The 12,137-nt window shown below is 47.6% G+C and carries 10 protein-coding genes; 8 read left to right on the top strand and 2 right to left on the bottom strand.

The genetic code is table 11. From position 1 onward, the window contains the following. Positions 1-35 precede the first annotated feature (35 nt). The 3 genes from BM091_RS07845 (at position 36) to BM091_RS07835 (ending at position 4,495) form a co-directional block, all read left to right on the top strand. A complete protein-coding gene (locus BM091_RS07845; protein WP_093394790.1) occupies positions 36-326 on the top strand; it encodes an antibiotic biosynthesis monooxygenase family protein in 291 nt (96 codons plus the stop codon). A gap of 144 nt (positions 327-470) precedes the next feature. Continuing rightward, positions 471-2,231, top strand: a complete 1,761-nt coding sequence (locus tag BM091_RS07840; RefSeq protein ID WP_093394788.1) for a proline--tRNA ligase — start codon at positions 471-473, stop codon at positions 2,229-2,231. Beyond that, the gene (locus BM091_RS07835; protein ID WP_093394787.1) at positions 2,231-4,495 is read left to right on the top strand and encodes an LPS-assembly protein LptD; all 2,265 of its coding nucleotides are present in this window, start codon (positions 2,231-2,233) and stop codon (positions 4,493-4,495) included. Before BM091_RS07840 ends, BM091_RS07835 begins: the two co-directional genes overlap by 1 nt. 24 nt (positions 4,496-4,519) lie before the next feature. On the opposite strand, the gene BM091_RS07830 is transcribed toward BM091_RS07835, so the two are convergent. After that, complete coding sequence (locus BM091_RS07830) at positions 4,520-5,332, bottom strand: cytidylate kinase-like family protein (RefSeq protein WP_093394785.1); 813 nt, start codon at positions 5,330-5,332, stop codon at positions 4,520-4,522. Positions 5,333-5,558: 226 nt separating this feature from the next. Between BM091_RS07830 and cysC the strand changes: the two genes are divergently transcribed. The 5 genes from cysC (at position 5,559) to BM091_RS07805 (ending at position 10,973) form a co-directional block, all read left to right on the top strand. Continuing rightward, a complete protein-coding gene (gene cysC, locus BM091_RS07825) occupies positions 5,559-6,173 on the top strand; it encodes an adenylyl-sulfate kinase (protein WP_093394784.1) in 615 nt (204 codons plus the stop codon). A gap of 44 nt (positions 6,174-6,217) precedes the next feature. Further along, positions 6,218-7,396, top strand: a complete 1,179-nt coding sequence (locus BM091_RS07820; RefSeq protein ID WP_093394782.1) for a pentapeptide repeat-containing protein — start codon at positions 6,218-6,220, stop codon at positions 7,394-7,396. Positions 7,397-7,484: 88 nt separating this feature from the next. Further along, positions 7,485-8,705 (top strand): O-antigen ligase family protein, encoded by a 1,221-nt coding sequence (locus tag BM091_RS07815; RefSeq protein ID WP_177193580.1) that lies wholly within the window; start codon positions 7,485-7,487, stop codon positions 8,703-8,705. Continuing rightward, positions 8,696-9,820: a glycosyltransferase gene (locus tag BM091_RS07810; protein WP_093394779.1), complete on the top strand. Its 1,125-nt coding sequence runs from the start codon at positions 8,696-8,698 to the stop codon at positions 9,818-9,820. Before BM091_RS07815 ends, BM091_RS07810 begins: the two co-directional genes overlap by 10 nt. Then, a complete protein-coding gene (locus BM091_RS07805) occupies positions 9,804-10,973 on the top strand; it encodes a Wzz/FepE/Etk N-terminal domain-containing protein (protein ID WP_093394778.1) in 1,170 nt (389 codons plus the stop codon). The genes BM091_RS07810 and BM091_RS07805 overlap by 17 nt, the downstream gene beginning before the upstream one ends. Here the strand turns inward: BM091_RS07805 and BM091_RS07800 are convergent. Further along, positions 10,917-12,107: an NAD(P)/FAD-dependent oxidoreductase gene (locus tag BM091_RS07800; RefSeq protein WP_093394776.1), complete on the bottom strand. Its 1,191-nt coding sequence runs from the start codon at positions 12,105-12,107 to the stop codon at positions 10,917-10,919. The two genes, BM091_RS07805 and BM091_RS07800, sit on opposite strands and share 57 nt — an antisense overlap. Between the last annotated feature and the right edge of the window lie 30 nt (positions 12,108-12,137).

The raw sequence follows: 12,137 nt of genomic DNA, 5'->3' as shown, positions 1-12,137 counted from the left end.
TTATCGGAAGGGTCAACAGATTAGAGGAGGTGGAGATGGCCATCAAGGTTTTTATTGAAAGGAAGATCGAGCCGGGGAGAGAAATTGATGTACATCACGCTCTTATTAAGCTCAGGTCAAGGGCGATGCACGCCCCCGGCTACATTTCGGGAGAAACCCTCCGCTCCTATGATGATCCCCATACCTACCTCGTTATAAGTACCTGGAACAGCGTTGAAGAGTGGAAACGCTGGGAAAACAATCCCGAAAGACAGGCTATTGAAGCCGAAATCGCCCCGTACCTCACCGAACCTCCGAAAACCAGGATATTTCTGTACACAGCCTGAAATTGTGCGGTTACCCTGTCGGCCTACTCAACAGGAGTGCCCATTTTAAAAAAAGCTGTGAAATTTTGTTTCATTTGCTATAGAGTATGAACCGTCTTTGAGCTCAGGTTAATCCGGCCGTTGATTATCCTGGAGGTGTCTTCGATGAGATATACCCGTGCATTCATACACACCTTTTACGAAACGCCCAAAGAAGCAGAAACGCCGTCTCACATCTTTCTACTCCGGGGAAGCTACATTTACCCCGTAGCGGCAGGAATCTACACACTTCTTCCACTCGGTCACAGGGTTGCCGAAAAAATCAAAAAGATCCTGCGAGAGGAGATGGACGGAATTGAAGGACAGGAAGTTACGATGCCCGTGGTCAACCCTGCAGAACTCTGGAAGAAGACGAAGCGCTACTACGACATCGGGCCCGAGCTCTTCAGGTTTCACGACAGGAAAAACCGGGAATTCGTTCTCGCAATGACCCATGAAGAAGTCATAACCGACGTGGCAAAACAGTTCATAAAATCGTATCGTGACATGCCGGTGATGCTCTATCAGATACAGACCAAGGTTCGGGATGAAGCAAGGCCCCGGGGAGGTCTTCTGAGAGTCCGGGAATTCACGATGAAAGACGGCTACAGCTTTCACCCGGACTTTGAAGACCTGGACAGGTACTACCCAAGGGTTTACAACGCTTATCTGAGAATCTTTGCCCGCTGCGGCCTTGAAGCAATCCCCATCGAGGCCGACACGGGCATAATGGGAGGAACGGGCTCTCACGAGTTCATGCTACCTTCGGATTACGGCGAGGACCGCTTCGTAACCTGTTCTCATTGCTCCTACAGGGCCAATACGGAAAAGGCCGTTGGCGAAAAGAAGGTTCCGGAAAACCTTCTGAACGAAAATCCGCCGCCCGTAGAAGAAGTAAGCACCCCGGGCATCACCACCATTGCCCAGCTCATGGACTTTTTCGGCATATCCCGTGAAGGCTTTCTGAAAACCGTTGCATACGAAGCGGACGGGAAGCTCGTCATTGCGGCCATAAGAGGCGATTTTGACATATCCGAAACAAAGCTTGCAAATAGGCTGAAAGCCGTAAAACTGGAACTCGCTTCCGAAGAAACACTTCGCGAAAAAGGCCTCTACGGCGGTTTTCTATCGCCGGTAGGGCTAAAGGGAAAGGTGACCGTGATCGTTGACGAATCCGCCACTCTTCCCATACCCTTCATTGCCGGCGGAAATAAACCCGACGTTCACCTGAAAAACGTTCTCTACGGCCGTGACTTCCAGGCGGACGACGTGGCGGACATAGCGGAAGTCCGTGAAGGAGACACCTGTCTTCAGTGCAGAGAAGGAACCCTTTCGATAAAACGGGGTATCGAACTGGGACACACCTTCAAGCTGGGAATAAAATACACCGCAGAAGACACAATGGATGTGCAATACCTCGATTCTCAGGGGAACATGCAAAGGGTTGTCATGGGCTGTTACGGCATCGGGGTGGAAAGGCTCATGGCCGCCGTCGTCGAAAGATGGCACGACGATGCGGGGATTATATGGCCCGTTACCGTGGCCCCCTATCAGGTTATTTTAATCCCCATAGGCCAGCGGGATAACGTGCTGAACACGGCCCAGGCGTGCTATGAAATGCTCAAAAATCGATTTGAAGTATTATGGGACGACAGGAATGAATCCCCCGGAGTTAAGTTCAAGGATGCCGACCTTCTCGGGATACCCCTTCGGGTCGTGGTAAGCCAGCGTCTTCTGGAATCCAATTCCGTGGAAATCAAGGTCAGAAAAACGGGCGAAATCTTTGAGTGCCCTGTAAACGAGCTCGTTGCGAGACTGGAAAGCATCATAAAAGAGCTCACGCCTCAGCTGGAAGGCCTTCCCTATATGGAAGAGGAGCAGATCTGATGCCACCGGGGTACACGAGATTTCTTCTCCTCGTCTGTATCCTGTCGATCCTTTCCGGCATACCGGGCCCATGCCACGCCTTTGAAAGTCCCCTTACGGAAGATGCTAAAAGCATCATAAGTAAAGACCGTAACCCCTGGACGCTCTCGGCCGACACCATAGAGTACGACCGAAACAGGGACGAGTATGTGGCTCGGGGAAAGGTAAGGCTCCAATCAGGTGAAAAGCTGATTCTTGCGGATTATGCCCGGTTTAACCGGCTGAACGGCTCGGTTCACCTCAAAGGCAACGTTCTCCTGAAATACGGAAAAGACTGGATTCGTGGAGCATCGGTCATCTGGAACCTGAACTCCGAAACGGGTTACGTCGAAGAGGGGCTGGCTTATTTTTCGAAAAGCAACTTCTACCTTCAGGCTTCATATCTGGAAAAGCGGGATAACGACGTCTATTACCTGAAGGACGGATTCATAACGACCTGTACTCCGGAAAATCCAGACTGGAAGATCAGCTTTGACCGGCTCAGGGTTCCATCAGAAGGCTTCGCCACAGGGAAGGGCCTTGCCTTCAGAATCGGTTCGGTTCCCGTAGTCTATGTTCCCTGGGGAACCTTCCCGGTAAGGAAACAACGTCAGTCGGGATTCCTTGCTCCCGTCGTCGGGGTATCTGAGCTTCAGGGCTTTGAGCTGGAGATACCCTACTTCTGGGCCGTTGATCGAAGCCGCGACGTTACTCTTTTCGCCCACTACCTTCAGAAAAGAGGCGTCATGGGAGGTGCAGAACTTCGCTGGAGTAGCCTTAAATGGGGAGAAGGCATCCTCATGGCCAACTACCTCCACGACGAAGCCGACCGGGATCACCTTCTTGATCAAAACGTCCCCTTCAAAACCGAAAACCGTTACTGGCTGAGAGGGCTGGCCTCTTTTTCACTTCCTTCCGATGTGGAAGCCCGCCTGAGGCTGGACATGATCAGCGACGAAAATTTTCTCAGGGAATTCGAAAAGGGCTCGCCCTCCTATGAGTACACCGACAAAGCCTTCAGAAACTTTCTCGGAACCGGTGTTCTCGACGACAAAACAATCACCGCCAGAGAATCGAACCTCTACATGATGAAACGCTGGCAGGACTCGGAGCTCACGCTGGACGCTCACTACTGGGACGAAGAAAAGGATATTCTCAGAGACAGAACGACCCAGCTCCTGCCTGCCCTTGCCTACCTTCAGGCGCAAACCCTTTCAAACCGGTTTTCGGCATATTATAACCTGGAATCCTCGGTTACACACTTCTGGCAGGACGAGGGGAATCGGGGGATTCGGGTGAGAATAGCCCCCGAAATCTCCCGTCCGGTAAATCTGGCATCAGTCGTCAGAATTACGCCATCCTTCAAACTGGATTTTGCCGGATACAGGATGACCGAGACGGAAGAAGAAACCGAGTCCACGGACTACAGACTGGTTCCTTCCCTATCCCTTACCGGGATTTCCGAACTCAGCAGAACATATTCTTTAAAAGTCGGAAGCGTGACCTCGCTGAAGCACACCCTGCGCCCTTCAATCGGCTACGAATACGTTCCCGGCGTATCGCAGGAGGGCATCCCGGAATTCGATTTTCTGGACGTAGTCCACCGGAGGAACCTTTTTCGATACGGCATAACATCCTTTGCCACGGTCAGGAAAGAACAACAGCTTTCGATTTCCAACAACAGGGTCACCTCTTACGAAGAATGGCTCAGGTTCAGCCTTTTTCAATACTACGCCTTTGGAGAACAGTATCTGGAACTCAAAGAAAGTTACTTTGACACCCATGACGAAACGGAAAAAGACGACGGCTTTTCCGACCTTTTCCTGGAACTGGACATAACCCCTCACAAATACGTCGAACTCTCCTACGACACCGCAATATCTCCCGACGAAGATCTTTTTACCCGCCACGACGTTATGCTTTCCGTAAATATGCCCATGGGACAGACCATCGGTATTGATTACCGTTACAGGGAAGAATCGGAAACCGACGAAGTTATAAGCCACTTCAACTGGAACGTGACCCCCTGGCTTACCCTTTACATGTATCACGACTATTCTCTGGACAGAAACGAGGTGCTCAAACAGACATACGGATTTACCTATCGCAGGGGATGCTGGTCTCTGAGTCTCAGCTACGAGAAAGAAGGGAAAGACAGGCGCTTTTTCGTTGGCCTCAACTTACTCGGCCTTGGACAAACGCTTCTCGGCTACTCATCTACTTCGGGAACGGAAGTGGGCGATTGAATCACCCACCCCCGGCAGTAATCTTTACATTTGATAAAGAGTGGTGGGCACGGTCTTAACACTCAGGTCTTTGACCCCGGGAATCCGATCACAGGCTTTTCTTATACGATCTATCAGTTGAGACTCATCCACTTCCACGGGCAACCTCACGCTGACCGTAACGACACCCGATTCGGCCTCAACCTCTGCATCGGGTCTTATCTCAACTATTGAAGCCTTTACCTCGGCGGCGAGGGCAAGATCTTCCATCTTCTGCCTGGACTGCTCCGTTGCCCTGAACTGATCACGCCCTGCGGCGTCGCAGATGAGATCCACGGCATCGTCGATGGTAAGGGCCTTTATGTGAATCACCAGATCGTAAAGGCCTGGATCGTTGGTGTCTATGCCGTAAAGACGCTGTCCCCACTTTCTGCGCTCCGCATCGAGCTTATTCAGAAACTCAACGGCCTCGTCTCTGGACAGGCCGTCCCGCTCCATGACGAGCCTGACTCTATCCTCAAAATCTGCAATGATTCTTACCTTAAGGGCATGAGGAACATCCCGGACGAAGTAATGTCCGGCAAAACCGTGATAGACAACGTTGTCCTTCTTCAGGTGATTCAGCAGGGTGGCACGGATGTAGGCTATGTACTTCTGCCTTCCGTAGGTAATTCTGTCGAGAAATGAAGGCGCATCCTGAATGGCCTTGAGGAGTTTAAACTCGGGAACGTCAAAATGCTCGGAGGCCTCAAGGATTATCTCCCTGGACACACACTCGTAACCAAGCCTTTGAGCAACCTTTTCGGCAACTTCCTTACCGTGACTGTAGGATCCCCTTGAAATCGTAATGACGGCCATCTCGCCAACCTCCGTAAGTTGTCGTGAAAGGGAATTAATACTCCGAAAACGTTCAAGCGCCGAAGTTTCTTTAACAATAATGGACAAAAGAGATCTAAGGCAACCAAAGTGACTTTTTTCTCATCGGGTCTTGCATTGACGATGTACATATTTTAAAAGCTGGCCTTGTCAGAATAGCCCGTGACCGTGGAACTAAACCGAAGGTCTTACCGAAAAGGGGGCATTTATGGAGACTCATCGCCCGGATCGCTGCCGCCACATCGTACCTTACAGGGGAAAGATCAGGAGAGAAGACCGCGAACGACTGCTTGGGCAGAAAAGCTTCGTTCTCTGGTTTACGGGGCTTTCCGGATCGGGAAAATCGACCATCGCCCACAGGCTTGAAGAAGAACTGCATGCCCGGGGTAAGCTCACCTATGTTTTCGACGGAGACAACATAAGAAGCGGCCTCTGCAGCGACCTCAGCTTTTCTCCTCAGGCACGGGCGGAAAATCTCAGACGCGTAGCCGAGGTGATCAAGCTCTTCCTCGATGCCGGGGTTATCTGCTTTGCCGCCTTTATCTCACCCTTTGAATCCGAGCGAAGGAAGGTCAGGGAAATGATCAACTGTGACGCCTTCTACGAAATCTATGTGAAATGCCCTCTCGAAGTCTGCGAAGCCCGTGATGTTAAGGGCCTCTACCGCCTTGCCCGGGAAGGCAAAATTAAAAACTACACGGGCATATCGTCGCCTTACGAGGAACCCACTTCGCCCGATCTTGTTGTTGATACGGAGAAGTTGACGGTTGAAGAAAGCATTAACTTATTACTTAGCTTTCTTTATCAAAAAAAACTGTTGTAGCAGGCCAGGCAACCATAGTTTAAACCAAGAATCGATAAAGAGTAATGTTGATATTCTTCGTTGTTTTAGTGACTTACTTTGTTATACTCTCACAGCTCCACAATCTATTTAAAACACACGGGGGCTGGTTTATCTTACTCAAGCATGCAGGCTGGTATATTCTAGGGATTTGTCTGGGATTAGTTTTTTGCGATTTGCTCCATTGGGTTACAATCGGATCTCTTATTATAGCCGTTAACCTGATCTTCATGATATACGCTCTGCCAAAATCCATCTCTCAAATTAAACCACAGATCAGCGAAAGTAAAGCAAGGAAGATTATCTTCCTGGTGGCTATATCAGCAGTTACGGGAATAATCGTAGCACGAGGATTAATACTTTTAAAGTACTATCACTTAATAAAAGCCGCGAGTACCTCTTCGGGAGACATAAAGGTTGTTGCTATTGAAGATCTTCTTGAGTTCTCAGCGAGCCACAAATCACTTTTGAATAGAAGCTGCTCCTTCGCTGCTTATACCGCGCAAAGTATTTCTCTTAACGCCGGCGGCAATTCTATTGAATCAACACTTATTACACCTCATATCGTTCGCCTGACGGCACGTTATTGCCGGAACGGGTTTCAACTGGACTTCAGGGAAATTAACCTGAACGGTGCAAACTTTGTTAAATCGGATTTACCCAATCTGAGGTTCATAGACTCAAATATGGACATGGTGGATTTCTGGCAGGCTAACCTGACCGGTTCAGAATTTGTGCGGTGCAGTTTAAATAAAAGCAAATTACGAAATGCCTTGTGTGACAGGGCAAAATTTATCGCCCTTCAAGCGAGAAACGCCGACTGTCGCGGAGGTCGTTTTATAAATTCTTACATTGGATGGGGAAACTGGGAAGGAAGTAATTTCTGCTGGGCTAATCTAAATCATGCAATTATTCGTGGTGCCGCTCTGAAAAAGGTTATTATTAGAAACGCTAAAATGGAAGGAGTGGATGCCCGGTGGGCTGTATTTGATAATTCCGATCTGAAAGGTGCAATTCTGGTGAACGGAGATTTTAGAAACGCCCGGTTTAGAGGGGCCGATCTCAGGGGTGCGAATCTTTCGGGTGCTAAATTAGATAAAGCCGATTTTCGAGGCGCCGATCTCAGAAATGTTAAGGGACTTGATGCTTCGAGTATAAACAAAATAATAATCAACGATCAGACCTTACTGTCGGTTAGCAAATAGATTGCTTATGTCAACGCATAAATTGTTTGCTCTATTCTTTGTGTGGTCGGTCATTAAACCTGAGTCCGGCGAGAATACAGTTAAATACATGGGAATTCCACTGGAAATAATAATAACATTATTTTTCGTCGCCACCGTTACGAAAAAATGGAAAGATGGAAGTCTAAATAGAAACGGTCTGAAGCTCATAGTGGTTACCACAGCATTTTTCACATCTCAATTTATCTCACTGATAATTAACTGGAAATCCCATGATTCCCTTCAAACATTTCTTTTTGTAGGCCTGGCAACCGTAGCGGTTACCGCCCTTCTGCCCATGAGCTGGGTGATCTTCGTTGACCGATTCACACCGGAAGATCGGTGGATTGGGCTTGGTATTTTACTTTTCGTGCACCTCGTCGCCTTGATTCAGCTCATGTTTCCCGATCTCTCGAAATCATTAATAGCGCCGACCCTCGGATCTGACGGTATAAGACCCGGTGCAGTAAATTCAATAATGAGTGCAACTACAGTGTATGGAACCTTCAGCGCCATTACTCTGGTTTTCTCCATCACCGGGCTCACGTCTGCTAAAAATTGGACATGGTCCCTTCATGAAGGATTAGGGGTGTTTTACAGATTTCTTTTTATGTTCATTGCATTGCTTTCCGTAATAGGGGGAATTCTTTCGGGTAGCCGTAACTTCATATGGAGTGCTTTGGTCGGTTGTACTTACATAGCCCTGGCTATAAAGCATACTAACAAAAAACTTCTTCTACTCATGCTGTTAAGCTCTCTTATACTATTGCATCTGGTCGCCTTCACCAACAAAACGATTGGTAGTAAACTGGCCATGACTTTACCTTACATCGACAAGATCAGAAGGCACCAGGATTTAATCATAAAAGATTTTATCCCCCAGTTCGGTAACGGTGCGTTAAGCAACCGTCTTTCCATCTGGAAGACTGCCCTCGATATGTGGCAGGAAAAGCCTCTGATGGGGCACGGCCCTGGTTCTTTCCGATTAAACAACATCTTCCCACAAAGGCTAAACGTGCATAACTTCTACCTTCAGACTCTTGCAGAGTCCGGCATTATCACTTTTTTAATATTTCTAATTCTGGTGTTCCTTATCTTTAAGACAATCCGTTCAAGCGAACTTACCGGGGTCGCACTTACCGCCATGGCAGCTCTGGTTTTTGACAACTTTCTGGACTATTCTCCGTCCTGGGTTCTGGCACTGGCATACATGCTGTCATGGCCGCTGAAGCAAAAAGAACCCGCTGGTGATCGACCCTTCCCTGCAACAGGAGTTGCCGGGTGCCCATAAGAACGTTAAGTAAAGCGATCTTTCACGACTATTTTGCCATTGCGGGTGGAGGAGAGAGGCTGGTTCTTACTTTATCTAACCATTTCAGAATGCCCGTGATCACAGCCTTTGTTAACAAAAAGCTTTACAGAGACGTCGGCTGGATCGGAGCCATAAGGCCTATACTGCCTTCCGTACCGGGTAAGTCCCCTTTAACAAGAGCTCTGGCTGCCATGATAACCTTCTCTCTAATGCCCGGATGGTGCGCTCAAAAAATCGAGACAGTTATCTACAGCGGGAATTATGCACCCCTTGCAAGGCGACGACTTGAATGCAACTTTCATGTTATGTATTGCCATACCATTCCTAGATTTCTCGGCGATCTACAGGCCGAATTTTTGCAGAGTGTTCCCGGGTATTTACTGCCCTCTTACCGTTTGATGCTTCGCCTTTACAAATCCTTGTACCTGCTATCTGTTAAGAAAATAGATCTTCTCATTGCCAACTCCCGGAATGTCAGGCGACGCATAAAATCTTTTACCGGCAGGCAGTCGCTTGTTATTTATCCACCCTGCGATACGAGTTCTTTCAAGTTCATGGGTCAGGATGATTATTATCTGTCAACCGCTAGATTGGAACCTCAGAAGAACGTGGATCGAGTTGTAGAAGCCTTCAAGAAAATGCCGGATAAAAGGCTGGTCGTCGTATCGGGAGGAAGCCAATATAAGAAAATATTGGAATTGGCTTCCGAGGCATCCAATGTGCATGTATTGGGATGGGTTTCCGACAGGAAGCTTAAGGAACTGATAGGACGTTGCATTGCAACGGTTTACGTACCCACCAATGAAGATTTTGGCATGTCACCCGTGGAGTCCATGGCCGCCGGGAAACCTGTTATAGGCGTAAGCTCAGGGGGCTTGACAGAAACAATTATCCATGGCAGGACAGGTTACCTGCTTCCGGAAAACTGGACTCAAGAAGATATGGTCAGGGCTGTGAAATATCTGAATGCCGCGAAAGCTTTCGAGCTGAGGCGTTTTTGTGAAGAGCGGGCAGAGTGTTTTGATGAATCGATATTTCTGGAGAAAATGGCAAAGGTTATAAAAGGAGAAATGCCCTATGTCCGAGATGAGTAAGGATCAGATCTCAAAATCTACAAACTTAGAAGGCAAAGAAACTCAGTCCAGCGACTATGTAGAAGACTACGAAATAGACCTTTACGATTTATTATTGGTTTTGTGGAATCAAAAACTTATTATCTTCGGAGTTATGCTGGTTTCGCTGGTTGCAGGATTTGTATATATACTATTGGCCAGCCCTCTTTACGAAATAACAATGCAGGTAAGACCTCCCATGGTAGGCCCTTACAAAGGTTGGAGCACTGAAGATATCAGACGCTGGATCGAAGAAGACCAATATTTTAATCTGTTAGGTGAGCTACCTGCTAAACCGGAGCAAATTAAAATTCGAGCCAGTGTACAGAGAGGTAGCAGTATAGTCAAATGGACTTTGTTGTATCCCGATCCGACGGAGGGGAAGCAAATTCTTAATTCAGTCTACGAAAAAGCATATCAATTTTATATTTTAAAAAACGGAGACACCAGCGCTGCACAGGTTAAGTCAAACCTGGAAAAGGAGATCCAAGATCTGGAAACGGAGCTTTCTTCAATAGATCTTGTTGAGTTACCCAATCTGGAAGTTATGATAACAAGGAAAATCGAGCAACAGAAAGTGCTCGAAAAGATTATAGATGTGGCCAATCAGCAGAAAGAGGTTTACTCGCTTGCATCATCAGCACTATCAGATCTACTTAACAAGGTATCAGGTAGCTATACTCAAGTGATTAAAAGCATAAACAGGATGGTGTCATCGAAACTCGATAAAATTTCGGCTTTGATATTGCAGCAGATTGCAGCGCAGAGTGCAGGGTACGAAGGGGACTTGATTACACAGATAACACTTTTTAAAGCCCGTATTCTTGAACTTGATGAGCAGATATCAAACTTGCAAAAAGAACTTATCCAATCACAACAAGAAATAGATCAATTAAAATATCAAAAAGAACAGCTTAATCTTAAAAAAGAAAAGCTTTCAAGACAAATAGCTCAGAAGAAATTCGAGCTTCAGCATCTCACCGTGTTTGAGAAAGTCTCCGAGCCGATTGCAAGCTTCGAACCGGTAAGACCTAAGAAATTACTTATTCTGGCAGTTTCAGGCGTTCTCGGCATGTTTTCAGGAATACTGCTTGCGTTCCTGAGACACGGATGGCAAAAGAGGTTTAATTCCTGAAATCCCTGAAGCTTTTATCAGCAGTCTACAGGCCAGAATAATCCAGTTGGGTTGAGATGATGCAATAAGCGGAAGTATCTGAAAAAGCCTATCCCGGGGATATTTGCTTAAAACTCTCAATCCGTATTTATTCAGTGATGTCAGCATAAAATCATAGTCTTCGTTCCCACACTGCTCAAGTAGACGTTGAATAACGCTATGAATGAGGAGTTCACGCCAGAGGGGCAGGGCTATTAATCTATAATTTCTCCCGGTGACTATAGCCTTACAGGCGGCTATTGCCCCCTTGATACCGGTAACCACTCCTCCCACCGTCGTTGCCTTTACCTGAGCCGCCGCATCACCAACAAAAAAGACGTCTCGGGGATTCCAGCTTAACGGCGGCACGGGGTAAATCGGGGGGAGGGGAACTTCGCCCAGCTGAGGCGGTCCTTCCTGGCTCAGACCTGCTCCACCGAGAAATTTCTCCAGCCCTCTTCGCGCTTCTGCCATTGTAGGCGCAATAATCCCCACAACACCGGTTAACGGAGTTTCCGGTATGAGCCAAACAAAAAAAGGTGTTATATCCCGATCGAACCAAACTCTTGTGACATGAGAGGGCTGATCCCTGGGAAGCTTCACCGGAAATTGCAACAGGGCAACCTTTTTGTAGCCATTACAACCAAACGTTCTGGCCAATGTGCTATACACTCCATCGGCACCGATAACTTTTCCATAACAAACGCTCTTTTCATTTTCTCCATCTGAAAATTGCAGGCTAATACCCCCGGCGGTTCTCACAGCCGTAATCAAACGATGAGAAACATAAATCCTAACACCGGCCTGCCGGGCTTCTTTGAGCAAATACTTTACCAGATCCGCCCTGTTGACCACGAGGTCAGGCTCTCTCAGAGGAATATTCACCGAGTTATTGGGGGATATTAGCTGAAAGGAATGTATATAATTCCTTATTATGAAACTGAAACCACAGTCAGGGGTCTTAAGAAAATCCGATGTTACAATTAGCGTTCTACCGGCAGGTTCTAACAGATCTCCGGAATCGTAAAGATCTACCGGAAACCCTTTCATCGCAAGCATTTTAGCGGCGAACAAGCCCGCCACGGATCCCCCTACGACACATATCCCCGCAGCCACATCAACCTCCGAACCCCTTTTGTGTGTGAC

It is taken from the genome of Thermodesulforhabdus norvegica (assembly GCF_900114975.1).
GTDB classification, from domain to species: domain Bacteria; phylum Desulfobacterota; class Syntrophobacteria; order Syntrophobacterales; family Thermodesulforhabdaceae; genus Thermodesulforhabdus; species Thermodesulforhabdus norvegica.
Note: the sequence above shows the minus strand (reverse complement) of the source record. Positions and strands in the feature narration are given on the sequence as shown.

Excerpts from the sequence above, each read along its gene's own strand:
- BM091_RS07845 (WP_093394790.1), top strand. The coding sequence starts at position 36 with ATGGCCATCAAGGTTTTTATTGAAAGGAAGATCGAGCCGGGGAGAGAA.
- BM091_RS07840 (WP_093394788.1), top strand. The coding sequence starts at position 471 with ATGAGATATACCCGTGCATTCATACACACCTTTTACGAAACGCCCAAA.
- BM091_RS07835 (WP_093394787.1), top strand. The coding sequence starts at position 2,231 with ATGCCACCGGGGTACACGAGATTTCTTCTCCTCGTCTGTATCCTGTCG.
- BM091_RS07830 (WP_093394785.1), bottom strand. The coding sequence starts at position 5,332 with ATGGCCGTCATTACGATTTCAAGGGGATCCTACAGTCACGGTAAGGAA.
- cysC (WP_093394784.1), top strand. The coding sequence starts at position 5,559 with ATGGAGACTCATCGCCCGGATCGCTGCCGCCACATCGTACCTTACAGG.
- BM091_RS07820 (WP_093394782.1), top strand. The coding sequence starts at position 6,218 with ATGTTGATATTCTTCGTTGTTTTAGTGACTTACTTTGTTATACTCTCA.
- BM091_RS07815 (WP_177193580.1), top strand. The coding sequence starts at position 7,485 with ATGGGAATTCCACTGGAAATAATAATAACATTATTTTTCGTCGCCACC.
- BM091_RS07805 (WP_093394778.1), top strand. The coding sequence starts at position 9,804 with ATGTCCGAGATGAGTAAGGATCAGATCTCAAAATCTACAAACTTAGAA.